The 26,712-nt window shown below is 43.3% G+C and carries 18 protein-coding genes; 12 read left to right on the top strand and 6 right to left on the bottom strand.

The window, feature by feature from the left end; translation table 11 throughout:
* Positions 1-46: 46 nt before the first annotated feature.
* From MJB10_RS16760 to MJB10_RS16750, 3 genes are all read right to left on the bottom strand, one after another.
* Complete coding sequence (locus MJB10_RS16760; RefSeq protein WP_314796494.1) at positions 47-1,603, bottom strand: ABC transporter substrate-binding protein; 1,557 nt, start codon at positions 1,601-1,603, stop codon at positions 47-49.
* A gap of 63 nt (positions 1,604-1,666) precedes the next feature.
* Positions 1,667-2,548 carry a carbohydrate ABC transporter permease gene (locus MJB10_RS16755; RefSeq protein WP_314796492.1) on the bottom strand — a complete coding sequence of 294 codons (882 nt, stop codon included), beginning with the start codon at positions 2,546-2,548 and terminating at the stop codon, positions 1,667-1,669.
* A gap of 20 nt (positions 2,549-2,568) precedes the next feature.
* Positions 2,569-3,384, bottom strand: coding sequence for an ABC transporter permease (locus MJB10_RS16750; protein ID WP_314796490.1), 816 nt, complete (start codon positions 3,382-3,384; stop codon positions 2,569-2,571).
* 370 nt (positions 3,385-3,754) lie between these two features.
* On the opposite strand from MJB10_RS16750, the gene MJB10_RS16745 reads away from it, so the two are divergent.
* Positions 3,755-5,989, top strand: a complete 2,235-nt coding sequence (locus MJB10_RS16745) for an AraC family transcriptional regulator (RefSeq protein WP_314796488.1) — start codon at positions 3,755-3,757, stop codon at positions 5,987-5,989.
* Positions 5,990-6,220: 231 nt separating this feature from the next.
* Here the strand turns inward: MJB10_RS16745 and MJB10_RS16740 are convergent, their stop codons facing one another.
* Together MJB10_RS16740 and MJB10_RS16735 are read right to left on the bottom strand one after the other, a co-directional pair.
* The gene (locus MJB10_RS16740; RefSeq protein WP_314796486.1) at positions 6,221-7,942 is read right to left on the bottom strand and encodes a cache domain-containing sensor histidine kinase; all 1,722 of its coding nucleotides are present in this window, start codon (positions 7,940-7,942) and stop codon (positions 6,221-6,223) included.
* 104 nt (positions 7,943-8,046) lie between these two features.
* Positions 8,047-9,603, bottom strand: a complete 1,557-nt coding sequence (locus MJB10_RS16735) for a response regulator transcription factor (protein WP_314796485.1) — start codon at positions 9,601-9,603, stop codon at positions 8,047-8,049.
* 152 nt (positions 9,604-9,755) lie between these two features.
* Here MJB10_RS16735 and MJB10_RS16730 point away from each other — a divergent pair, with 152 nt between their 5' ends.
* The 9 genes from MJB10_RS16730 (at position 9,756) to MJB10_RS16690 (ending at position 21,740) form a co-directional block, all read left to right on the top strand.
* Positions 9,756-10,706 (top strand): ABC transporter permease, encoded by a 951-nt coding sequence (locus MJB10_RS16730; protein ID WP_314796484.1) that lies wholly within the window; start codon positions 9,756-9,758, stop codon positions 10,704-10,706.
* A gap of 18 nt (positions 10,707-10,724) precedes the next feature.
* Entirely contained in the window at positions 10,725-11,621 is an 897-nt protein-coding gene (locus MJB10_RS16725; RefSeq protein WP_314796482.1) for a carbohydrate ABC transporter permease, read from the top strand.
* Between the two features lie 46 nt (positions 11,622-11,667).
* Positions 11,668-13,410: an extracellular solute-binding protein gene (locus tag MJB10_RS16720; protein WP_314796480.1), complete on the top strand. Its 1,743-nt coding sequence runs from the start codon at positions 11,668-11,670 to the stop codon at positions 13,408-13,410.
* Positions 13,411-13,507: 97 nt separating this feature from the next.
* Positions 13,508-15,799 (top strand): DUF5703 domain-containing protein, encoded by a 2,292-nt coding sequence (locus tag MJB10_RS16715; RefSeq protein ID WP_314805695.1) that lies wholly within the window; start codon positions 13,508-13,510, stop codon positions 15,797-15,799.
* A 2-nt stretch (positions 15,800-15,801) separates the two neighbouring features.
* A complete protein-coding gene (locus MJB10_RS16710) occupies positions 15,802-18,036 on the top strand; it encodes a hypothetical protein (protein ID WP_314796478.1) in 2,235 nt (744 codons plus the stop codon).
* A gap of 122 nt (positions 18,037-18,158) precedes the next feature.
* Positions 18,159-19,058: an aldo/keto reductase gene (locus MJB10_RS16705; protein WP_314796476.1), complete on the top strand. Its 900-nt coding sequence runs from the start codon at positions 18,159-18,161 to the stop codon at positions 19,056-19,058.
* Positions 19,059-19,091: 33 nt separating this feature from the next.
* Positions 19,092-21,020 carry a hypothetical protein gene (locus MJB10_RS16700; RefSeq protein ID WP_314796475.1) on the top strand — a complete coding sequence of 643 codons (1,929 nt, stop codon included), beginning with the start codon at positions 19,092-19,094 and terminating at the stop codon, positions 21,018-21,020.
* Positions 21,021-21,048: 28 nt separating this feature from the next.
* Positions 21,049-21,354 (top strand): hypothetical protein, encoded by a 306-nt coding sequence (locus MJB10_RS16695; RefSeq protein ID WP_314796473.1) that lies wholly within the window; start codon positions 21,049-21,051, stop codon positions 21,352-21,354.
* 104 nt (positions 21,355-21,458) lie between these two features.
* On the top strand, positions 21,459-21,740 hold the full coding sequence (locus tag MJB10_RS16690; RefSeq protein WP_314796471.1) for a hypothetical protein: 282 nt from the start codon (positions 21,459-21,461) through the stop codon (positions 21,738-21,740).
* A gap of 126 nt (positions 21,741-21,866) precedes the next feature.
* Here MJB10_RS16690 and MJB10_RS16685 read toward each other — a convergent pair whose 3' ends face one another.
* On the bottom strand, positions 21,867-22,787 hold the full coding sequence (locus MJB10_RS16685; RefSeq protein WP_314796470.1) for an AraC family transcriptional regulator: 921 nt from the start codon (positions 22,785-22,787) through the stop codon (positions 21,867-21,869).
* Between the two features lie 128 nt (positions 22,788-22,915).
* On the opposite strand from MJB10_RS16685, the gene MJB10_RS16680 reads away from it, so the two are divergent.
* Together MJB10_RS16680 and MJB10_RS16675 are read left to right on the top strand one after the other, a co-directional pair.
* On the top strand, positions 22,916-24,850 hold the full coding sequence (locus MJB10_RS16680) for a cellulase family glycosylhydrolase (RefSeq protein ID WP_314796468.1): 1,935 nt from the start codon (positions 22,916-22,918) through the stop codon (positions 24,848-24,850).
* A 59-nt stretch (positions 24,851-24,909) separates the two neighbouring features.
* Positions 24,910-26,712: a sensor histidine kinase gene (locus tag MJB10_RS16675; RefSeq protein WP_314796466.1), complete on the top strand. Its 1,803-nt coding sequence runs from the start codon at positions 24,910-24,912 to the stop codon at positions 26,710-26,712.

The following is a 26,712-nucleotide window of genomic DNA, read 5'->3' as shown; positions in this document are numbered from 1 at the left end:
CCCATCAGATCTTATCTGTGGTCAGGGTTTTCGTCATGCCATTTTATTATTTTGAAGACTTCCAAGCATCAACTTGTTTTTGCATTTCAGCAATGATTTTATCGGAACCGGCTGTTTTCAATTTAGCCAAGAATTCATTGTACTTATCTTCGGAAGCAATACCAAGCTCAATGGATCTGGAGTATTCGTCATAAACAGCGCTCGTTTTCGCGATCTCGGATTTTACTGGCTCTGCATCAAAGTTAAAACCTAGTAATTTAGAAGGTGTTGCCGTTTCATTAATTTTCTTCGTATCGTCCCAAACTGTTTTAGGCATACCTTTTTCAACGTTAGCAAGGAAGTTGGAAGCAAACATCCATGCAACTTGTGGATTGTACGCTTTTTGATTATCGCCAGGAACCATGAATCCATCTCCATCGATCTTGAAATGGTTATCTTTCATACCGAAGTTCAACAAATTGTAAAGATCTTTATCCGTATTCAGAAGCTCGAGCACCATCATAGCTCTTTCAGGATTTTTGGAGTTTCTGTTAATACCTTGCATTGTCGCGGTAATACCGCCTGTTGTAAGATGTTGTGTTCCTGCAGGAGCATCCACCATCGGATAACCAGCTTGAGCCGTTTCGCCGATATTGCCGCCTGGTTTGTAAGCGCCGCCGATATTCATTGCCCATTTACCAGCTTTCGCATCTGTCCATTCATCCTTTTTCTGAGAAACGCGCTCTTTGGAATTCAACAATCCTTTGGCATTCCAATCTCTCATTGTAGCTGCGAATTTCTTAGCTTGCGGTGTTTCAAATTGGTTTACGACTTTAAGTGATCCATCTGCATAATCGACACCACCCGGAACATTAAAGCCGGAAATGTAATCAAGATTAAACAAATCGCCAAATTGATCAAAGGAAGTAATGAATGCTTTCTTTGGATCGTCTTTATGCACGTTCGTTACATACGGCTCCAACAGGTTTAGAGTATCTGCATTAATTTTGCCGCTTACAGAACTAAGATCGAGCTTGTACTTATCAGTCAGATCTTTCGGGAACATTAAAGCAGGGGTTCTGGCAGAGATTTGTTGGTTAACAAATCCATAAATTTTTCCCTTCACTTTCGTCGCGTCCCACATCGATTTAGGCACGGAAGCATAGGATTTCGGCGCATATTTAGTTAGCAAATCATCAAGAGGCAGCAAGGCGCCTTTCGCTACATCTTGGCTGTAGTTGTTAATCCAGCTTGCCGTAAAGGCTATGTCATACGCTTCGCCTGAGGCAATGACGACTTGCATCTTCTGATCATAGTCACCAAATGCCAACGGTTTAAAATCTACGGTTGCATTAAGTTTCGCTTTCAGTACCTTGTTCACTTCTGCAAATACTTTATCTTGTTCAGGCTGCGGGAAGTTCCCAGGGAAGTACCAAGTCAGTTTGACTTCTGGAAGAGCAGCAGGTGTTACAGTGGCTGTGGCAGATTCAGCTGGTTTGGCCGCCGCTGGGCTTGCTGTTTCTTGCGTTGTTTTGCTTCCGCAAGCGGAAAGCATCATGCTGACTGCGAGAAGCATACTGCCTGCTACTAGACCTGTTTTAACTAACTTTAAATTTTTGTACATGTACAAAATCCTCCCTTTATTGTAAACATTATATTCTTAAAATGGATGTAATCCATGTTTAAGTTACCCTTTTACTGCACCTACGGTAAGGCCTCTGACGAAGTACTTTTGGAAAAACGGAAATACCATTAGCATCGGACCAGCGGCAAGTATAGCCATAGCCATACGGGCGGATTCCGAGGGGAGATCGGCATTTTTCATACCAGGCGGCATCATATTGCTTGCACTAGTGAGATATTGAATATTATTCATCATTCTATAGAGCATATATTGGAGAGGAACGAGGCTTTCTTTCTCGACATACAGCAAGCTTAGCCACCAATCATTCCAATAATGTAAAAGCATGAATAGCCCAACAGTAGCAAGCCCCGGCTTAGCTAACGGGAGAATGATTTGAAAAAAGATTCTGAATTCGCTTGCTCCGTCAATCATGCAGGATTCAACGATACTGAGAGGGATCTTTTGCATAAAGGATCTCAAAATCAAGATAAACCAAGGAATAGCCAAATAGGGAAGAATAAGCGCAAAGATCGTATTTTTCAAATGCAAGTAATTCGTAATTAAAATATAGGTCGGAACGAGTCCACCGTTAAACAGCATAGTGAAAAAGACATAAAAACTTAACGAGTTTTTAAATCTATAGTCTTCACGAGACAACGCATAGGCAATGCCTGCCATGACTGCCACTGAAACGAATGTGCCGAAGAAGCTGACAAACAGAGACACCTTAAATGCATTTAAGAGCTGTACAGGCTGATACAAAATGTATGCATAGGCCGTAATATCAAATATTTTTGGAAATAAATGATAGCCATTCTTCACAATGTCGACTTCGTTGCTGAATGAAATGGAGATAATTGAAATAAGCGGAATAATGCATGTGAGACTGAACAGAATGAATAAAAGGTTAATTATGACCTGAGGCCACGTTTTTCTTGCCAGCATGTGCTCACCTCTTTGTGGTTCTAGAATAATTTGTTCTCTTCGTCTACTTTTCTTACGATAAAATTGCTTATCAAAACAATGATGAATCCCATTGTAGATTGAAATAGACCTACAGCTGATGACATGCCAATATCTCCGGAAACTTTCAGCATTCGGTATACATACGTATCAATAACTTGCGTTACAGGGTACAACTGGCCGATCTCTCTCGGAACAAAGAAGAACAAACCGAAATCGGAGTAAAAAATTTTTCCTATAGATAATAAGGTCATTATTGTAATTAGCGGCATGAGCAACGGAATTGTAATGGTTCGAACCATTTGCAACTTAGATGCGCCGTCAATAGCCGCAGCTTCGTAATATTCTTGTGAAATACCCAGGATGCCCGCATAAAAGATGATGCTCACATAGCCTAGACCTTTCCAAATGTTAATAAACGTTAATAGAATAGGCCAGATCCAAGTCTCTGTGTAAAAATCAAACGATTGATTGCCTATACGTTCCATATAAGATGTAATAATGCCATGGGGGCCCAGAAAAGAATAAGCCATGTAGGCGACGATGACCCACGAGAAGAAATACGGAAAGAAAAATATGGTTTGATACGCTTTTAGAATCCTTCTGCTCACGATTTCATTCAATAGGATGGCAAACAACACGGATAGTAAAGTACCGACTACGATAAAGATGGTGTTGTAGGCCAACGTATTTCTCACCACGATCCAAGCATCGCTTGATGTGAAGAAAAATTTGAAATTATCGAAACCGACCCATGGGCTGTGAAAGATGCCATCTGTATAGTTGATGTTTTTGAAAGCGATGAATATCCCGCCCATAGGGATATAAGAAAAAACAAAAATTATGAGGATAGCTGGAAACGCTAACAAAGTTAACTGAACATTCTTTTTCGTGTTCTGAGACTTAAGTATGGTTTTTATCAATTCGCTTCATGCTCCTTTAACCAGATTTTTATCGATGTGCTTGATGGCTGGTTTCTGAATATATCGTAGCCTGTGACTGTTCCATTAAACAATTTCTGATCTTACGGATTAGTTCAGTTCCGAGTCAAAATGTGAGTTCTGAATGGAGTAGTAAGTTCTTAATTCAGCAAAATGCCTCTATAGCTTAGGGGAGGGTTCATTAAAATCTGTTTTTGTGATAATCTTTTGGCAGAAGGAGTTGTTACTTGTGTTCAAAAAATTCAGCATGAAAAACCCATTTCAACTGTTTCTTACGATACTGCTGCCATTTCTTCTTAGTACAGTATTGCTTCTTTTCGTACAATCTTCGTTTTTAACCCAGAACTTTGAAAGCTTTGCTCTTCAAATGGTATATAATCAACAAAAAAACGACTTGCAGAATTCAAGTCGGAATGTCAGCGTAATGGCACAGTCAGCCCGGTCCGTGGCGACAACAGCATTTTTTGATGAAACGATTAAGGAGTTGCTTTATTCAGATGTAAATGCCGTAGACTACATTAAATACCAGGACAAGTTAGCATCTTATAAAAACATTTATCCTTTCTTACAATCGATCTATATTTATAATGGAAGTCATATTCATGCATTGCCAAGCCAGAAATTTGTTTATGATCGTTCAACCTTCGAGGACATGGGTATTTTCCCGATTTTGGACGACATTCAGCATAATCGCTCTCATAGCATTGTACTTAGACAAATACCTAATATGATGTACGGAATTTCATCAAACGCAGAGAAAGATGTGTATGTATATTCCTACCTATTTTTCGATTCGCAAGTTCAGAGCGGTAAAGTTAGCGAAGCCATTATTCTTAATATCTCGGAAGAGTCGATTAAACAAACGATCAGCACATCCGACCATATAAATGACAATCGCATCTTTATTATTGATCGTGACGGAAGGCTGATGTCTAGCGATGGCAAACATCCTTTGCTCAGTGCATTAAAGGAAAATGACTATATCCAACGGATTCAATCGTCAAAGGAAGCTAGTGGAAACCTGCGCATGAATGTTGATGGTGTGGATTCATTCATTACGTATGCAGACACAGATGCCTTTGGCTGGAAAGTAATTAGCATTACTCCCTATCTTAGCATCGTCAAAGATGTGGAACAGATGAAGCAAAAAACCTATCTGCTTGTTATTTGTTTCATTGTCGGCAGTATCTTATTATCGTTTTATTTATCGCGCAGACTATATAAGCCTATCAACGTCGTCATTCAGAACTACATCGAGTTGGAATCTGAAAAGAGAAATGAGCTGTACAATCGTAAGCAAAACTTCCTGCGAAGTATGGTCCTCTCTAATGAAATGATGCCTGTTGACATTCTTCAGAAGCGCTTCCATGCCTATCACATTGAGCTTGAGCTAGCAGATTCGTTTTTACTCTTACTAATTAAGATTGATCATTTTGCGGATTTTTGTTCAGCGTTCAGCTTGAAGGATCGAGGCTTGTTGAAATTCGGCATGATCAACATTATTTCTGAGCTGCTGTCCAGTACATATAAACATGAATGTATTGAAATCGAAGAGGATCAGATCTTAATTTGGATGAATTACTATGGTTCAGAGTTCCCATCAAAGGATGACAGTTTAGTTTCGCTTGTCAAAGATATTCAAGGGAATATAGAGAAATTTCTGAATGTTTCGATTTCGATTACCTTTAGCGAACCTTTTCGCATGTTGAATTCCATCAATTTTCATTATTTGAAAACGCTTGATTTATCTAATTACAGATTAATTACGGGGCACCAAGCGTTAATTTCTTACGATCGTATTGATATTCAGACAGGTGAGTTTAAATATCCGCAGGACCAAGATAAGGAACTGGCAGATGCCTTAATTCAGGGCCAATTTGCTGAAGCCAAACAGGTGTTGTCCAGTGTGATCCATGCCGCATCACGATATAGTTATACTGTGCTAAATTCAGTGCTCATCCGATTATTGTTATCGATTCGTCATGCGATTGAAATCACTGAAGCTAATCATGCGATTAAGGTAAACTTCAATTTCAATACCTACCTGACAGCTCTTCAAAAGATGGAAACAATCGAACAGATCCAGTCTGACTTTCACGAACTGTTTGACCATTTAGCAATTGAGCTAGAAGCTAAAAAAGACAACAAATATATCAAACTGATTGAGGACGTGAATCAGATCGTTCATGCGGAATTCGCAAATCCAGCTTTATCATTGGAAGAAATAGCTGAAAAGGTTAATTTATCCTCTCCTTACCTGGGCAAACTATATAAGAAGCATCGTCTCATTTCTGTCACCGATTACATCAATCATGTTCGGCTTAGTTATGCAAGTAAGCTGATCGCCGAATCAGAGGAAACAATTAACGATATTATGGAGAAGTCAGGGTTTATCAGCCGAAGCCATTTTTTTACTTTATTTAAAAAAGCATTCGGCGTTACACCTAATCAGTATCGAAGTAATGCGAACGCGCGTAATTGAAAGAAGAACATGCACTGGCAGTGTAAAGTTCCAGATTGACAGCGCTGATAAGACAGCGAATGGCACCTACGCTTGTAGTAATTTTGATTATATCAATATAAGTTAAAGTGCGGCGTTTTAGAACCACCATGTACCGCAAAAAAACCTTCAAATAATCACGTTTCTCGTGAATTTGAAGGGTTTTTTACACGGTTATTGTTGTTTAAGGCAGTGTCATATGCCCTGCTGCCCTCAATGATTGGAGGGCAGGTTTTTCAGCATTGTTATGTTTTGCTCCTTGATTTCTTCTGGCCTCAGGCAAGGAATACGCAGGGTAACGTTGCTTCCATTTGAACCATCGCTTTCGATATCCAGTCCATAGGAAGAACCGAACAGAAGCTTTATCCGCTCATTCGCATTATGAAGGCCGATGCTTCCTATCGTCGATGGTGAAGCTGTGTTTAGTTTTCGTTTAAGTTCATTAAGTTTGTCAAATGGGATACCGATGCCATTATCTGAGACGGTTATGCAGATCGTATTGCCTTCTTGGTAACCGCGAATGGACAATACATTGTCTTGTCTCCTGCGATCAAATCCATGAATAAGGTAGTTTTCTACAATGGGCTGAAGAATTAATTTAATGATCCCACAGTGCTTAATGTTATCTTGGATGTCGATATGGAACTGAAATAAGTTTTGATACCTGACCTCAAAAATGTTCAAATACATGTGGCAGAATTCGATTTCTTCAGCGATCGTGACGACCGAATCCGCTTTCAGGGATGCTCTAAACAACGTTGCGAGGGAGTAAATCATTTGCCCGCCTTCATCATTCCCGTCGATTTCCAGCCGTGCTCGAATCGCCTCTAAGGAATTGTAAAGAAAATGCGGGTTAATTTGATTTTCAAGAATTTTCATTTCGGCAACCTTCTGCTGCAATTCATAGACATAAGATTTATTAATATAATCCTGCAGATTGTCGCACATCTTGTTAAAGTGTATGGCGATTTGTTCAAATTCATTGTCTTTATGGGTCAAGGGAATTCTATGAAGCAAATTACTTTTAACCGTTTTCCCCATCGCATTCACGATCCGATTGACTCTTTTCGAGATGATCCCCGTTACAAAGAAGTAAACGGAGAAGATAAATAAGAGAAGAATAATCGCAGCCAGATAGGTTGAGTTATTAAAAATACTCAGTTGCTTGCTCAAAGTCGATTTCGGCAAAACCGACGCGTAAATGAATTTACTCTGATCTGAATTGACGACATTTACAATACTATCCTCCGCTAATTGCACGGAGTCAGACGATTGACCTATTTTATCGAAGTAAGGATATTTCTTACCGTAATAGGTAGAAGATGAATCGAATATAACATCTCCTTCTTTGGTTAAGATCAACAGGTAGCCCTGCATATCTTTGCCGAATTGGAGGACCGTGTTCTGCAGATCCTCAATGCCAAACTCGATAATGAATCTTCCCAGAAATAAGCTAGAGCGAGGATAGTAAAAATTACTAGCTATTCCGAACTTATATTTGGAACTTTGGAGTGCATAGTATGGATCTAAATGCGCTGGAATAATAAAACTTTCCTGTGTTGGTTTCTGCAATTGAGGAATATTTTTGATAATAGGCTTTGTAAAATCAGAAAACGTATAGTTTAAATCATATAAATACAAGTACGCTTTTTTAGTCGTGTTATTATACAAAATGAGATGGCTGATATTCTTGTCAACACTTACAAGATCGTCCAGTTTATTAACGATAGTTTGCTTATCGAACGTATTATCGGCGTAAAATTCGCCAGGTTCCGTATCGTCCATCATGCTCATGATGTAGGTGTTCAGATCTTGATCATTATAAATTTTCAATAAAATATCTCGTATCGTTTTTGAACGATTATCCATAATATTTTGCAAGGCAGCGATCATTTGTTGGTGAATTCCGATTTGCGCCTTTTTTAAAAGTTCCATGGAATTGTCAGCAACATATCGTGTGAAGCCATAAAGCGCAAATGAAAGAATCAGGATATATAACAACAAGATTTTTGTAAATAGTTTGATAGGAATTAATTTTCTCATTTGTATTGTGCAGGGGAGACCCCAGTCGCCTTTTTGAAAATTTTGTAAAAATGACTAGGTTCTAAATAACCGACCTTAGCGGATATATCGGTTACCTTCATGTCTGTATGGATAAGCAATTCTTTTGCTTTCTCGATTCGTAAATGGTTGAGGTAACTGCTAAATAGGATGCCTGTTTCCTTGCGAAATAGCTGCCCTAGATAGGAAGCATTGACGTTGAATTGAAATGAGAGTGTCTTTAATGAAAGATCTTGCTCCGAATTTTCTTTGACGTAATCCAAAATTTGCTTGATTGTTGCATTTGTCGCGTTGTCTCTCACAGAAAGTAAATCGCAAGCTGTACGGATGGTCTCATATACCAGCCCGATCAAGTCCTCATATTTATCCGATACTGCAAAGCGGTGATACAGATTTCTAAATGATAAAGGGATACATTCAGGATGAATGATCGTATTCTTTACCGTATTGGAGACTTGAAATAAGAGCTCCAAGATCGCATTTTTAAACATAACAGGTGTAATCTGGCTATTCCCATGGATTTTGGTGAATGCAATTCGGGTGATTTCAAGGCATTCTTCTTTTTTGTTTGACAAGATGAAATTATTTATTTGTTCAAGTGGCAAATCGAGATACCATTCACCATCGTTTCTATTTTTTTCGATATCGTCAGATGTAATAAGGCTGTTAGGCGGTAGCAGAAAAGCGTATCCCTGTAATTCCTTTGCTGTATTGTAACTTCGATAAGCGGTGAATAAATCAGATTCTATTTGGCCAATTGTACAGAGTAATTGCAGTTCGGTCTGTGCGGTTAGTAAGGTTAGAATAGAAGACAGTCTATCTTGCAAGGACAAGTCCTCGCACTTAAAATAACGCTCTGGCAGCACAGCAACGAGATCGTAGGATGAATCAAAAAACGACAAATCTTTGAGTGTTGCCCCGAACTGTTGCGAAAGAAATTCCTGAATGGCTAGTGCTCCCCTATGCTTTTCCAAATTATTGTCAAGATTGAGTATTTTAAAAAGTACAATACGATACTCATCTATATTTGTGTCAAATCGGGCTATTTCCGCCTTCTCTCGAAATTCCGTTTTATTTACGGAGTTGGTAACCCATCGAAGGAGGAAGCTTTCTCGAAACGCGTTCATCTGTTCGTTCATGTTGATTTGGCGATTGGAATCTGCTTGCAGCTTGTCTACGACACCGGTTAGGGTGGCGAGCAATTCCGATTTATCAAGAGGTTTTAACAAATAGTTTTCCACGCCTAATTTGATAGCTTCCTTCACATAACTGAAGTCATCGTGCCCGCTTAAAATAACAATTTTTACATGTAAACCTTTTTCCCGTATGTGTTGGATTAGCTCAATGCCATCCATTTGGGGCATTCGAATGTCTGTAATCAGAATATCGACGGGATATTTATCCATCCAGTCAAGTGCATCTAGACCGCTGTAAGCGTTGCCGAGAACTTCAAGTCCTAGATCATCCCAGATGGGTGATATTATGAGTGCTTCAGCTACAATCGGCTCGTCGTCAACAATAAGTACATTATACATGCTCGAGTCCCTCCAGTTGCTTCCTATCATAGCAAATTAAAAGTGAAAATGAAAACGCTCTATAATTTTGACAGATGCATGTAGAGTTTAAACAATTGAGTTGGAAACAGCTCCGTATTAACATTAGATATGAAGGAGGGGATATACAGAACATGAGCAGTCAAGCAAGAAAACGCGTTGTAACCGTTTCCCAAAGGGAAGGGAAAAAGCTATTTTACCTGTCGATGCCATTCATTTTACTCGTTTTCGTCTTTTCTTATTTACCGCTCTACGGTTGGATTTATGCTTTTTTTGACTACAAACCAGGTTATAAACTTTTTGATACGGAGTTTAAAGGTTTCTTCTTCTTTAAGATGCTTTTGAGCGATCCGATGACGGTTGATGAAGTGAAAAGAGTCATGTCGAATACGCTTGGCATGAGTGTATTGAGCTTATTCGTTCAAATTTTACCTCTAATTTTTGCAGTATTCCTTGTGGAGATTAAATTTGAACCGCTCAAGAAAGCCGTCCAGACGATAACTACACTTCCGAATTTTCTAAGTTGGCCACTTGTGTATGCGTTTGCATTCTCTATGTTTTCAGAATCGGACGGTTTTATAAACAAATTTCTCATGCATCTTCATATTATCGAAGAACCAATTAGCTTGCTAGTCAGTTCTGACCATGTTTGGTTAACCCAAACAGCCTACTTGGCGTGGAAGACGATTGGTTGGACGGCCATTATCTATATCGCAGCGGTGACGTCTATCGACAATGAACTCTACGAGGCGGCACGAATCGACGGGGCTGGCAGGTTCCGGATCATGAGATATATAACGATTCCTCATTTGATGCCAACCTTTTTCGTTCTCATGCTGTTAAGCGTTGCCAACTTTTTGAATAACGGTCTCGAGCAATACTTGATATTTCAAAACGCATTGAACAAAGACTCGATCGAAGTGCTTGATCTCTATGTCTACAACATCGGCATACGCAATGGGATGTCCGGATACAATTATTCTTTCGCCACTGCCGTTGGCATCTTGAAGTCAGTCGTCAGCGTTGCACTACTATTCTCAGTCAACTACGCATCGAAGAGGGTTCGTGGAGAAGGCATTATTTAAGAAGGGGATTGTACACCCATGAAACAAAAAGTGACAATCGGAAATCTAAGTTTCAGTGTGATCAACAGTTCGATATTTATCCTATTTGCAATCATTTGTATTTTCCCGTTGTACTATATTTTCGTACTGACCTTAAGCAACAACCAGTGGGCTGCTTCAGGAGCGCTCGTCCTGTATCCAAAAGGTTTTCATATCGAAAACTACGTGCAGGTGTTGAAGTTGAATGGCATTGGAATGGCGTTAGGAGTTTCCGCATTGAAAACCGTCGTTGGTACGGCTTTTACACTGGCAGGTTCATCATTCTTGGCCTATTTGTTTACGAAACCGAACATGTTCATGAAAAAGTTTTTGTACCGTTTCGTTATCGTAACCATGTATTTTAATGCTGGTTTGATTCCTTGGTATATCAATATGAAAAATCTGCATTTGATGAATACGTTTGCCGTATACATCATTCCTTATATTGTTGCTCCCTTCTATGTCATTCTTATCAAAACATTTATTGAAAGTATTCCAAAGGCATTGGAAGAGTCAGCGCAGATTGATGGTGCAGGAGTATTCCGGATTTTCTGGAGCATACTAGTTCCATTATCCAAACCTATTTTAGCTACCGTAGCTGTTTTTGAATGTGTCAATCAGTGGAATAATCTGCGAGATAATTTGTTTTTGATTACGGATTCGAGACTGAATACGCTTCAATTTGTTCTGTATAAGTTCATGTCCGAAGCGGACGCATTAGCAAGAAAGATCATGGTTGACGGTGGAGCGAGTTTGTCGGCATCGAGCTTTAAGTTAACGCCGACAGCAGTCAGCATGACAATTGCAATGGTTGTTATTCTTCCTATTGTCTGCATTTATCCCTTCATGCAACGCTATTTTACGAAAGGGATTATGTTAGGTGCAGTAAAAGGGTAGAATTCAATATATAGGTAAACCAAATTGATTGAGGGGGAAGCACCAAATGAAAAAGAACTTCTCGAGTATTACAGGCATGGTTATTGTTGGTACGATGGCGATCAGTTTAACAGGGTGTGGAAGTACAAAGACGGAAACACCATCTGAATCCACCCAACCTTCGGCAGCAGCAACGGCTTCCGCAGCAGCGAGTACGGCGTTGGAGCCTGTTAAGATTCAAGCCCTGATTGGGCCTAGTGCACTTTCAGGCATACAAAGCGATGAAATTTCCAAAGAAATTTTCGAAAAGAAATTCGGATTGAAAATGGATTACATTTTCGCTGGAGATAAGTTTGATGAAAGGTTGTCCGCTATTATGGCTAGCGGCGATATGCCGGATTTGATCGAATTCAAAGATAAGAAGCAATTTGAGAGCGCTGTCAAAGCGGGCGTTCTCATGTCTCTGGATGATTTAGTTGCTCAATACGGTCCTAATATTACGAATAACTTGCCTTCAATGCTGCAGTATATGCGAGATAACTATAGCAACGGTACGGGGAAACTATTTGGCTTGGCTTCTCAAATCGGTGCTGGACAACCAACCAATTTACTCCATATGGCTCTCTATTCGAGATGGGATTTATACAAGAAAATCGGAACGCCAGAATTGAAAACGTATGATGATCTGTTGCAGGCGATGAAGAAAATGCAAGCTGAATATCCTGCTACCGCTGCAGGACAGAAAGTCTACCCGATGCAATTATGGAGCGATTGGGATTCCATTAGTATGAGCCTTGTCGACTTCACTTTGCCAGGTTATATGGGTGTCAATGCGAACGCGGGTACTTTGCAATTTACGGAGTACGATCCGGCCTCCAAGCAGATCAAGAGCGTATTTGATGCCGATAGCAAGTACTTCCAAGGTGTAGATTTCTATTATAAAGCGAAAAAGATGGGGCTTCTGGATCCAGACTCCATTTCCCAAAAATGGCCGAACGCGGAAACGAAAACGAAGGAAGGCCGTACGTTAACTGCACTATGGGGATGGCAATCACAAATCTTTAACGGCAACGATTTCGTGAAAAGCAATCCACAGGCTGGTTTAATTCCGTTGTTCCCGAAAGACGAGGCTAAATTCCTCGTACAAGCGGAGCTGCCTGTAGGTGGTGGATACGTATTCGGAATCGGCAAAAACTCCAAGAATGCGGATCGCATTATTAAACTGCTTAACTACGCTGCAACCGCACAAGGCTCCACTGAACTAATGAACGGTGTAGAAGGCAAAGCGTTTACGATCAAAAACGGCAAAGCTGAATATGCGCCGGAGTATTTAGAAAAAGTGATGAAAAACGACCCTTCTACAGCTGGGTATGAAAGCTTCACGATGCTTAACAAGTGGAACATCGATCCAAGAACGAACGAGCCTATTACTCACGAAGGTTGGTCACAGTTTGTGAAGCAGAACCTGACGGCCGCTGAACAGGAGTGGACGAAAGCCAACAACGTTTCGAATGTGTATGAATACGCTAAGAAAAATCTGAAAGTCGTTCAAGACGATGGTGTTACTGCTCTCGCGGGAGCTCCTACGGATGATATTAAGGTCATTCAACAAAAACTGGGTGAGCTGCTGAAGACGGCATCATGGAAGATGGTATACGCTGCGAGTGATAATGAATACAATACGCTCAAACAAGACTTGATGGACAAAGCATCGAAATTGGGTGCTGATAAAAACTTCACTTGGGCAAAAACAGAGTTTGCTGCTGCTGCTCAAAAAGCATCTAAGTACAAGGATTACAAAGTTAAGTAATGGTTTCAGGTCATAAATTAAGTTAATGGACCGCGGTTGTATTTGGAAATTACTCCACTCCAAGTAAACCGCGGTTTTCATATGCAGATAATTGAAGGTGAGAAAGGAATTCAACAATATGGGACATCTTGTGGAGAACTATAATGTTAGTTGGAAATCTCCAAGTCAAAATGCTGCGGGATCCATGCCGATTGGAAATGGCGATATCGGGCTTAATGTTTGGGTCGAAGAAGAAGGGGATCTGATCTTCTATATCGGGAAGACAGATGCATGGGATGAATCCCATCGCTTGCTGAAACTTGGTCGAGTACGTTTGAGATTGCACCCTAACCCGTTTGAAATAGGCAAGTTATTCGAGCAGAAGCTAAGCCTCATTGATGGCGAAATTATCATTTATTCAGGCAAGCATGATGAGGGTGTAAGGCTCTGGATTTGGGTAGATGCCTACTCGCCGGTTGTTCATATTGAAATTGAAAGCAAGCAAGAGGTGGATTGTGAAGTTGAGCTGGAGCTTTGGCGGAATGAGATAAGGCCAATGGTCTTGGAGGATAAGCGTGAAGGCAGAACGTCTGGCGGATCAGATTGCTCGCATAGCGAACAAGGGCTGATTGCCGCAGGCTTGAATCCATGTATCACGGCGGATACCGTCGTTCCAGCATCATCAGATCGAGCAGGCAGCATGACGTGGTATCACCGAAACGAAACGTCGATCTGGTATGGGGAGCTTGCCCATCAAGGGATGGAGGCGTTTGCCTCAGAGGCAAACGATCCGCTACTGCATCTTACAACTGGCGGCAAGATCTGGGGGGAAGACTTTGTTACGGTCAGTTCCACGTCTATAAAGACCCAGCAGCCAGCTACAAAGATTCATTTGTCGGCTTGTTTATTAACGATGCAAGCGGCGGAAGCTGAAGATTGGACGAAGGCGCTTGATGAGAAAGTCGCAGAAGTCTCTCAGATTCCAATTGAACATGCGCGAGAAGCGCATCGTCAGTGGTGGAAGTCGTTTTGGGACCGCAGCTGGATTCATGTGAGCGAAGGCGATCATCAAGAAACGGATACTTTATCGTCTTCCTGGCATTTGCATCGCTATACAGTTGCTTGCACGGCAAGAGGGAATTTTCCAGTCAAATTTAATGGATCCATCTTTAATGTGGATGGAAATCATGACGTTCTTAACCAATTTTGCCACCAAGGATACGATGCCGACTTTAGAGCTTGGGGAGGCTGCTTCTGGTTTCAAAATCAAAGACATATTTACTGGCCGATGCTCGCAGCGGGCGATTTCGATGGCATGCTGCCGTTTTTTAAGATGTATTTGGATGCGCTGCCTTTTGCCAAAGCGCATACCCAAACGTGGTTTCAGCATGAAGGTGCCTTTTTTCCAGAGACGATGTATTTCTGGGGTGGTTATAACCGAACAGATTACGGCCAAGTGCCAGCCTCCGAGCGAACAGATATCTCGCTTACAGACAGCGGTTATGTTCGCAGATATTGGCAGGGCGGGCTTGAGTTGCTTTGCATGATGCTTGATTATGATGCTCATACGCGAAATGAGAGGTTTTTAACCGAAACGCTTCTGCCGATAGCCACCGAGATCATTCGTTTTTATAATGTGCATTATCCAAGGAATCCAGAAGGTCAGTTGTTAATCGAACCTGCTCAAGCGCTGGAGACGTTATGGGATGTTACGAATCCCCTGCCAGAGATAGCGGGATTGCAAAAATCATTGAATGGCTTGCTGGCCATATCGACCGATCACGTCTCGCAAAGCACAATGGATATGTGGCAGAAGTTGTTGTCCGAACTGCCTCCGATTCCAGTGAAGAGTAGAGACGGCAGCACGTATATTGATTCTTGCGAAAAAAGTCACGGTGAATCTCATAACTACGAGAATATTGGCCTTTATTCCGTTTTTCCTTATCGGTTGTACGGGGTGAATAAGCCTGGATTGGATATAGTTCAGAACACATATTGGATGAGGCCGTTTGAAGGCATGTATAAATGCTGGGGCACAGATAATATATTTGCCGCTTATCTTGGGTTGACGGATGAGGCAAGGAAAAACCTCGCGATGCGCTATACGCTGCATGACGGTTATCGCTTTCCTACCTTTTACGTCGATGGCGATTGGGTCCCCGATCATGATAATGGAGGCGTCGCCCAGATGACGTTGCAGGCTATGCTGATGCAGACGGATGGACACGAAATTGTGCTGTTTCCTGCTTGGCCGGAGGAATGGGATGTCGAATTCAAGCTTCATGCGCCGATGAATACCATCGTGGAAGCGAAGCTCAAGGGGAAAAGGCTGGAATATATAAAGGTTGAACCGTCCTGGCGGAAAGAGGATGTTGTTATTTGGAACGGTGTAAAGGAAATGGGGATGTAATTATGGATGCAGTCATAACGGCTTTTAAAGGTTCTCATGCTATGGATTCACAAAGTATCACGCTTGCAGAAAGGGACTTACAAAGCTACAAAACTCATTTCAATGGAGCGGAATGGGAAATAATTTCCAAGAGGTCGCCTGTACCAGAAAGAAAAGATGCAGTGGATCTAGAGGTGTCATTCCGACTTTGCGAAGGCTTCTCTGAAAATACGAATGTGGCGATACGTTTAACTTTCAATAAATGGTCTACCGATAATTATGTCCTGATGCCTTCAGCGGCATACAATGGAAATCGCTTCGAGGTAAGAAAAATAGGGTACCCGCCTCAATTGTCCGAGGAAAAGGATTTTGGTGTTGATGTACCTACGTTAATTACCGATGTTCCACGGTTAAATATCGGTGAAGGACGTTCGAGAATACAACTGCTTACAGGAGATCTGGCAACACCAGCAGTGGGCTTTGCGGATCTTCATACAAAACAGGGATTCTGGCTTCTGACTGAGCAGGGTACGGGGGTTGGAGACTCCAGAATTACCATGGAGGAAAATACTGAAAATCAGACATGCACAATTTCGATTTCTGCTCCTGGCGTCAGAGAGGATTACAGGTATACGATTTGTGATACGAACTATCCTTCCGAAGACACGGGAGTAGATTTTAACGAAGGGGATACAGTCAAACTATATCTCAGACTATTCTTTTTCGAATGTGAGGATGTCCAAGATTTATTCGACTATTTTACTGAAATTAGAAAGGATCTAACGGGTAAGGTTAAGTTCAGTCACGAACTACCTTTTTCAGGCGCGTGGGACATTCAAGAGACGAAATACAATACACAGAACTGGGTAGAGAAATATGGCTATTACTCGGTTGGAACGGTGGAAGGTGTACATCAAGATTGGCAGATTGGTTGGGTAGGGGGTCTCATGGCCACATACCCGATGCTTTTCGCAGGCACGAGCCTTTCTAGAGAAAGGGCGCTTCGGAATTTTGACTTTGTATTCTCTGAAGGGCAGGAGGAATCGGGATTTTTCAAAAGCTGCGGATATAAAGGCAAATGGTATGGAGATAACTTTAAAGACTTGGACAATAAATGGCATTTGATTCGTAAAAGCAGTGATGCGCTGTATTATATCATCAAACAATTCATGCTTATGAATAAGATGGAGCCGTCTCGACCATTACCTGATGCATGGATGGATGGCACCAGAAAATGTGCTGATGCCTTTGTGAGGCTGTGGACGAGATATGGGCAGTTTGGGCAATTCATACATGCTGAAACTGGGGAAATCCTCATCGGGGGTTCGGCAAGTGCGGGAATAGCTCCTGCTGGCCTTGCGTTAGCGTATCAACTGTTTGGAGAAAAAGAATATCTCGATATTGCAGCAGAAGCAGCTACTTATTATTACGAACACTTTGTCAAAAAGGGCTTTACGACTGGAGGTCCCGGGGAAATTTTGCAGTGTCCGGACAGTGAATCTGCTTTCGGGCTATTAGAGTCTTATGTCGTCTTATATGAGGTTACTGGAGAGAATCATTGGCTTGAAAAAGCTGTTGATATCGCTAACCAATGTTTCACATGGTGTGTTTCCTATGATTTTACATTTCCTGAGGGGTCAACCTTCGGTAAATTAAATATGCGTACGACAGGCTCGGTGTATGCCAATGTTCAAAATAAGCATAGTTCACCAGGCATCTGCACGCTTTCGGGAGATTCGCTGTTCAAGCTTTACCGGTATACAGGGAATTTGAAATACTTGGAGTTAATCAAGGAAATATCGCATAACCTGACTCAATATCTATCTAGATTGGACAGACCTATCCATGCTGCAGATGGCAGAGCTATGCCTCTAGGATGGATGAATGAAAGGGTCGAAATGAGCGATTGGCTGGAGCCAGTTGGCGAGATCTTCTATGGTTCGTGCTGGTGTGAGGTTTCCAATATGCTGACCTATGTAGAAGTTCCGGGGTTGTATGTACAATCGGATAGCGGTTTTGTTGCTGCTATTGATCATATTGACTATGAAATGAAAGAAAACACAGACGATCGATTGATTCTAAACGTCATAAATCCGACTAATTATAAAGCGAAAATAAAAGTTTTCGAAGAAACATCTTTGTCGATGAATCGCATTTTAGGACAGAATGGTTTATTCGGCTGCAGGCATGTAGAACTTGAGCCTCAATCATCGTTAGAGCTTGTTTTTGAAAAAGCGGATTTAAGAACTGATATCTGATTTAAGAACTTTTATTTTGCCTGAAACAGTACTGATCAATGGTATAAGAAATTGTATTCGTTTTTAGGTCTGATAGGATTAGATGATAATCAGTCAACCTTAATATGAAAGAGGAGAGAAACATGGTGTACACGACTTTCGGTAAAACAGGTCTCAAAGTATCGAAGCTTGGCTTGGGGGGAGCTCCGCTTGCCGGAGATTTCGGCAAAACGGATGAAAGCGAAGTGCAGCGTTTAATTCATGAGGCTATCGGTTCGGGCGTTAATTTCATTGATACTGCGCCTAAATACGGCAGCGGTGAATCGGAGAGACGCATCGGCAAAGCGCTTAAAGGTCGCAGAGATGGCATTGTGCTGGCATCAAAGGCAACGCGATTCGACATGAGCTACGATTACGACACGACCATTCGTTCTGTGGAAGAAAGCCTGCAAAGGTTGGATACCGATTATATCGATCTTTTGCAAATTCATGATGTGGAAACGCAGTCTTACGATCTAATTATGAACGAGACGATACCAGCTTTGGAGAAACTGCGGCAGGACGGAAAAATCCGTTTTCTTGGCGTATCGACGAGAGTTCTACCTTTGATGATGACCTATATGAGAACTGAGAAATTCGATGCGATTCAATTTTACGCGAGGTATATGCTCATCGATCATACAGCTAAGGATGAGGTTTTGCCGCTTACCAATGAGATGGAAATAGGTGTCATTAACGGCAGTGTCCTTGGTTTAGGTTTGCTGGCGGATGCGCCTGCTCACTTCTTGGAAGAGGATGTTCGAACGAAATCTTTAAATCGGATTGAGCAATTGGCTTTTCTACGTAAGACGGAGCCGAAAGGGCTGGTGGAGCCTGCTATGCGATTCAGTTTGAGCAACCCTAGCATTCATGTTAGTCTTACTGGGACGGCTTCGCTTCAATCGCTGCGTACGAACTTGTCATTTTGTGATGGAAAAGGCTTGGAGCCTGAAGAACTGGATAAAGTATATGCGCTGTTTCAAGGACAGCCGTTGTTTGAATAATGTAACGGCATGATTCAGAAGGAGAAATGTGCAATGAATTCATCTCACAGTCACGAGTCGATCGCGTACGTCCGTGCCTCAGAGCGAATCGCTCCCCCGCAGTGGGCTTTACAGGAACAGCTGCTCTTCGAAACGTTGAACAAGGCGGCGAAAGAGTTCGTGCAGCGTTATACGCATCCAGACGGAACGCTGATTTGGTTTGAACATTGGCCAGGTATGGATGGGTCAGATGATCCCTATGAAGGGTTTATGAATCTGGCACTCCTCTATGTACTTGGGGGGAGCAGCGAGCTGCACGAGGTATCCCGCAAAATATGGGAGGGCATAACGTGGCAGTGGACGGAATACGGACAAATTCATCGGGAGTTTGACGCTTATTATGATTGGATGCACCATGGCGAGGGCTATTTGTATTTGTATTTTCTTGGGCTGGCAGGACCTGCAACTCTGAAGGATCGGCAGCGGGCCAAGAGGTTCGCAGCGATGTATACGGGGGATGCTGCAGAAGCTCCAAACTATGATAAGGATCTGAAGCTGATCCGATCACCGCTGACGGGCAGCCGGGGCCCTCGATTCGAGGTTTCGGAGGAAGATTGGAGTACGCACAGGGGGATTTTGGACGATTACTTAGCTCCTTATGAGGATATCGCGGGAGTGGATTTCGCAAGCGGCAAATGTGCGTGGTCGAACGACGAGGTCTATAGGCAGATTATTGCCATGATGAACGAGCGAATGAATCGCGGTGATGTGCCGCTGAATTTGAATGCTACAGGATTGATCACACATGCGTTTCTTCATACCGAAGATGAGAAGCTGCGCAGCTGGGTCATCGAGTATGTGAATGCTTGGCAGGAGCGAACATGCTTGAACGGTGGCATTATCCCTGATAATATCGGGCTTTCGGGCCAAATTGGCGAGTACAATGATGGCAAATGGTGGGGCGGCTATTATGGCTGGCGGTGGCCTCACGGTTTTATGACGATTATCGAGCCGCTGACGAACGCATGTATGAATTCAGTGTTATTAACAGGAGACTTGAATGGGCTGCAGTTGGCTAGAGAGCAGTTGGATCGCAACTGGGAGCTGCGCAAACAGCACGACGGCAAGTGGGTCGTGCCGTATAAGCGTTTCGACAGCGGTTGGACCGATTATCGCGAAGCGTTGCCGAAATATCCGATCTACTTGTGGACGATGTCGATGGCAGATGAGGATCTGGAGCGTGTCGAGCGGATTCCGAAAGACCATGACTGGAATGAGGTCATCGTGCCGGCGTTCTCAGGCAGAGATCCGAGGACCGGACGGGAAACGAAACACTATATAGGTAATACGCAGCCGTGGTATCAATATATTCGCGGGTACAATCCGGATTATCCGCAGGACATTCTAAGTGCCAATTACGAGATGATTGGCAACCAGCTCGCTAAGATGCGCGCGCCCGAAGGCGACCCGCATCAATGGACCGAGCACTACAGCGAGGGGATGTATTCTGCCATTCACATTTGGCAGGAAATGTGTCCGCTATATTTCGAAGGACTTGTGCAACTGACGCTTGGCGGGCCAATGCATATTTCGCATGGGGGTCTGCAGCATGGCCGCGTCCGCTATTTCGATGCTGCTGCGAAGCGTCCAGGACTTCCGCTTGGAGTTTCTGCTTTGGTGGAGAAGCTGACCCCAGATTCGGTAACGATTCATTTGGTGAACACGAGTCTGTTTGATGAGAGGGAATTGATCTTGCAGGCCGGCGTATTTGGCGAGCACCTGTTTCTGCAAGGGGAAATCATCAATAAGAACGGCGCTGTAACAGGAATAGTGGAAGTGGACGGGAAATGGCTGCATGTTTCACTGCCAGAAGGAACGGGAATCAGCTTACGTTTATCGATGCAACGATTCGTGAATACCCCATCCTATGAGATGCCGTGGCCTAGCGAAGACAAGACGGCATTCATTCGGGGGCGAAGCTAACTATGTTTATTGATTCGCATCAGCACTATTGGAAGCTTCAGCGAGGCGATTAGGGCTGGCTGACTCCAGTAGTCTTAATTTTAATATGCAAGCCGCTTTCATATTTCTGGGCATCGACAAAGCTGTTTTCGCCGAACAGGTCCAAGCAGGGAAATCATTCGCAGAAATCACAAAAGATCATGGCATATCCCGTCAGAAGCTAGTCGATACGCTTATGTCTGACTTCACTGCCAAAATTGACGATGTAAAAGCAAAAGGCGACATTACACAGAAACAAACAGATCAGAAGAAACAGGCGCGGACGCCATTGCTCCCTCTACATCCACAATTTTAGCGTGTTGGTATGACAATATTTCACCTTTGATTGGACACGTATTACAAAGTAAAAAAAGTAAAAAAGAGCCGTACGACAAATTCGCACGACCCCGTTCAATCTTATTGTTTATCGTCACGTCCTCCGAGCCAATTGCCGCCTTGATGTTGACCTGGATGAGGCATTCCTTGCCATCCGCCCTGCTGACCATGCCAATGGCCATGATGCATCCCATGATATGGCATTGGGTGATGGGGATGTTGAGTTGGATGAATAATCACATGATGGAAGTGGTGATGGTGATGTATTTGGTGAGGGTGTTGTTGGTGATGGTGATGGTGTGGTTGACTTTGATGTTGTTGGTATGGTTGATTGTAACTCATTGGGCAATCTCCTCCAAATTTTGATACATCAACTTATGTGGAATTGTAGTAATTGGATGCTTGACTTTATCTAATTGGGCGTGCTTGAACGAAAGCCTGTTCGTGAATCCGTCTCCCGTGAAGAATACCGCCGCATGACGTCAACGAACCTTATAAGGGCTCCAAATTCAACCTATCTTTCCTATACCGTTTAGGGGAAACACCCTTGATCCGTTTAAAATGTTTAATGAAGTAACTGGAAGTTTGGAATCCTGTCTCTAATGCAATTTGCGTTATACTTTTCGTGGGGTCGAGCAGAAGCTGCTCGGCTCTTCTTATTTTGATAAACATAACGTATTGGGTGAACGTGGTGTGCATCATGCGCTTAAAGAAACGAGCAAATTGACTGTAGCTCATCATGCACATTTTGGCTGCTTCTTCCGCTGTAATTGGTAGATGGCTATTCTCATTGATCGTGACGAGAACCCCGCGAAATGCCGCCATTTTGACCGAATCGTCGATGACATCCTCAGCAAAAGCTGGGGAAAGAAGCGTGCGCTGATAGCGAAGCAGCCAGAGAATGAGCTTGAAAATGGAGGAGCTCACTGCCAATTCGAAGGCAAATGCTCTGTCCTGATATTCGCTGTACATGGTTTCCACTAAAACGTGTAAGGGGGCTAGGTCAGTGGCTTCAGGTTGAATCCATTTATGCAGCCCGTGCAATGGCGTCGTATATGGCAAATAATACTGCAACTCGAAAGCAAGCTGCGGCATCGGGTTCAGCAATTCGGGATCAAAGCCGATGACATAATGTCGGGAGGGCTGATTCGTTTCAATCGTGACGCTATGCACTTCACAGGGATGAATGAGAATGAAAGAGCCCGCGGTGGCCTCAAAGCTATCATTGCCAATCGTGATCCAAGCTTTCCCTGCAGCGATGTAGATGATTTCCATATGATAATGCCAGTGCGAAGCGATTTGGTACCCTTCCTGTTCGGTATCCTGAATACCGACATAGAAGGGCCGATCGATATCGCGTAAGTCGCTTTGGTTTTTATTTTGCTCAAAATAGGGGGGATGAACCTGACTCATGAACAAGTCTCCTCGGGTGTAAAAAGTAGAATCGTTATATTTTTCGATAGTTCTATTATAGTGTATGCGCAGGATATTTTGTACGCTTAAATTACGCTTTCATACCTAACTTTCAGGAGGAACGAACTATGAATCACTTACTAGATCTGCCAAGCACTTTTTTCGTTGGATGTAATTATTGGGCGTCACACGCTGGAACCGCGATGTGGTCGGATTGGAATCCCGAGCAGGTCGAACTCGATTTGAAAAGATTGTCCGAAGCGGGCATTGAGGTTATACGCGTATTCCCGTTGTGGCCTGATTTTCAGCCGATTGAAAATATGTATTCGGGACGAGGCGAACATTTTGGATACCGCTTCGGGGAGGAGAGGCTTCCCGATACTGAAGCGGGTAAAGCTGGGATGTCTGTCGTCATGATGGAGCGTTTCCAGGCGTTTACTGAAATCGCAAAGAAGTATGACATCAAGCTGATTGTTGGCTTGATTACGGGATGGATGAGCGGTCGATTATTCGTGCCGCCAGCGCTGAGAGGCAAAGCCATTTTGACTGATCCCGATGCAATCCGTTGGCAGGTTCGATTTGTTCGCTATTTCGTGAAACACATGAAACATAACGATACGATCGTTGCATGGGATCTCGGGAATGAGTGCAATGAAATGGGGAAAGTGGCGTCCCAGGAAGAAGCTTACGTATGGACATCTTCTGTGGCGAATGCGATTAAGGCTGTTGATACAACGCGTCCGCTCATTTCGGGCATGCATAGTCTGCATCCAAAAGGCAATTGGACCATGCAGGATCAAGGGGAGCTAACGGATATATTGACGACACACCCGTACCCATTTTGGACGCCATACATGGATTTCGATCCGTTGACTTCGATGCGCCCAACGATCCATGCCACAATGGAAAGTCTGTTATATGCGCAAATTGGCGAGAAGCCTTGTTTTGCCGAAGAAATGGGAACCATGGGGCCGATGGTGTGCAGTGAGGAAGTGGCTGCGGATTTTGCTCGTACAAGCATGCTTTCGCAGTGGGCGCACGGTCTGCCAGGTTTATTATGGTGGTGTGCGAATGATCAAACGAAGCTCAATCATGCGCCGTATGATTGGGTAGCTTGCGAAGGAGAACTTGGTCTAATGACGGAGGAGGGGCGGATCAAGCCTGCGCTTCAGCAGATGGGCCAGTTGAAAAAGATCATTCAAGAAATGCCTTTCGGGAATCTCCCAGCGCGCAGCGTGGAGGCGGTTTGTATCCTGAACAGCACGCAGGATCATTGGGCGACAGCCATCGGCGCCTTTCTATTAGCGAAGCAGACTGGCTTTGATATCGACTTCCGTTTCGAGGATCAGCCGCTTCCAGATGCGAACTTCTACATGCTGCCTTGTGTGACAGGCGTTTATGGCGTGCCGAAGCAGCGTTGGGAGCAGTTGCTGGATAAAGTACGTCAAGGAGCGACGCTCTATGTCTCATCTAACGACGGATATATGCTTAACTTCGCAGAGTTGACGGGCTTAACCGTACAAAATCGCAGCCGCCGAGCTAGCGATGCTATTGCGATTCTTGGAGATGAGAATGGCGGCATTCCTCTCACATTACCAAGCACATTTAAGTTGGATTTCCGCAATGATCGCGCCGAAGTGTTAGCGGCAGAAGCGGACGGCAATCCTGTTTTGACCAAAGCCACGTATGGCAAGGGAACGGTGTATTTCTGTGCACTGCCAGTCGAGTTGGCGATGTCTCAGCAGCCAGGGGTAAGCTTCAAACCAGAACAATATCCATACTGGAAAATGTATGAAGTGATTTCCAAAGATGCGCGGAGCGCTAGGGTTGTCCAAGTCAATGAACCTCACGTTGGTCTAACCGAGCATGCCATGGATGCCCAAACACGTATTGGGGTGTTGATCAACTATTCTCCTGATGAAAGAGAAGTCATGCTCAACATCCATGAGGGATGGCTAGCTAGCGAAAGCTTGTACGGCAGCCATCCGCAGCAGATCGCAGGCAGAACGACAGTGAACATCGCTGCAAATGATGCGGTTATCGTGCGTTTTATTCAAGGCTAAACAAATGCCCGCTCAAGGTGTATAATGCATGCTAGATAGGAACGAAGGAGGGCATCACGTTGTACAGTTTTATCAAAAGTTCCTTGCAATGGAAGCTCATTCTTATGATCACATGCATTGTCATCTTGGTGGTCATCACCATTGGCAGCTTCAGCTATTACAAAAGCGCACGAGCGATTGAGTCCGATGCGCAGCGCTTCAGCAATCAGATTTTGAAACAGGCTACCTTAAATTTAACGCGTTATATTAATGATAATGAACAATTTTTTCAAACGCTCGCGGTCAGTCAAGATTTTCAAGATTGGACGCGAATTGCCCCTGGCGATTCCTATGGGAACTATAGTAAGCTCAAAGATATGGAAAATCGAGTGATTAGTCCGTATATTAGTTACCATCAGGAAACGCTTTCAATTATTTTGTATAATGAAAATGGAAACGAAATTGTGTATCGAAATGGGATTTGGGATGCTGTGTTGAATACGAAATTTTCTTTCCAGGCTGTCGGTATTATGGAGAAGATGATCGAGAATGGACGTATTCAATCTTTCGTCGAACTAAGAAGTGATTATCGGAACAGCAACGGAGAACCCATTCAGCTTCCTATTCTAACGTATGTTCAGAAGCTGTTTTACAGCGATCATCCCGTCTATCTAGCCGTAGATATTTCACTCATGCCGACGCAGCAAATTCTGAACGAGATTGAACTAGGCCGCAATGGCCAAGCCTTAATTACGGACGCGGAGGGCATGGTGATCTCGGCGCCAGACATCAAGAAGATCAATACACAGTTAGAGTTATCGGTTATGGCGAAAATGGGTAACAACGCATCTGGCTATCTCTATGATAAAGACAATGTGCAGATGATTGTGTATCAGTCCATTCCGAAGGTAAATTGGAAAGTCATTGTGTTCGTGCCTTACAAGGATTTGGCTCAGCGCATTATCGAGATTCGCAATTGGACGATTGCGATTGCACTGGCTAGTTTAATCAGCGCGATTGTCCTCGTCTATCTCGTTTCACATTCCATTACGAAACGCATCAAGCTGCTCCGCAGGACGATAAGTACCACGAAATTAGGTCGTTTTGATATACGAACCGATGTGAAGGGGACGGATGAAGTAGCGGATTTGGCAGAAACGTACAATTTGTTGCTCGATCGGATTGACGATTCAATTCATTTATTAGCAGAGTCCAAAATGGTTCAGCAGCAAGCGGTCCTATCTGCCCTGCAATCGCAAATTAATTCGCACTTCCTGTATAATGCGTTAGAATCGATTAATGCGATGGCCAATTTGGCGGGGCACCAACAGATTCGCAAGTCAACGATTGCTCTTTCTAATATGCTGCGTTATACATCGAATTACAAAGAATCATTGGTGACGTTAGAAGATGAAATTAGTCATATTGGTGACTACATGAAAATCATGGATAACCTGTATCCAGGTGAGTTGGAGTTTCATTTTCAGATCGAAAGTGAAATTGCCCAATCGGCATGCCTCAAAGCCTGCTTGCAGCCATTCGTTGAGAATTGTATCAAGCATGGTTATGAAATGACGGGTGAGAAGCTGCGCGTGGCCATTTCCGCATACCGCTATGAACACGACAATATTCGTGTCGATATTGAAGATGATGGAACAGGCATCTCAGATGAGAAGTTGAGTGAGATCAGAGAAGCGCTTCATCAGGTGAGGACCGAGCAAGAATTTCTACAGCTGTCACGGGTCGGGATGTTGAATGTTCACTACCGTCTCCGAACGTACTATCCGCATCATAGTCATGCAGGGATTCGGGTAGAGCGTGTATCAGAGGGCGGAGGCACGAGAGTCAGTGTCATTTTTCCGAAAAAGATGAAGGAGGAGTAA

The organism is Paenibacillus sp. MBLB1832 (assembly GCF_032271945.1).
GTDB lineage: Bacteria > Bacillota > Bacilli > Paenibacillales > NBRC-103111 > Paenibacillus_E > Paenibacillus_E roseopurpureus.
This window is presented reverse-complemented; position numbering and strand designations above follow the sequence as displayed.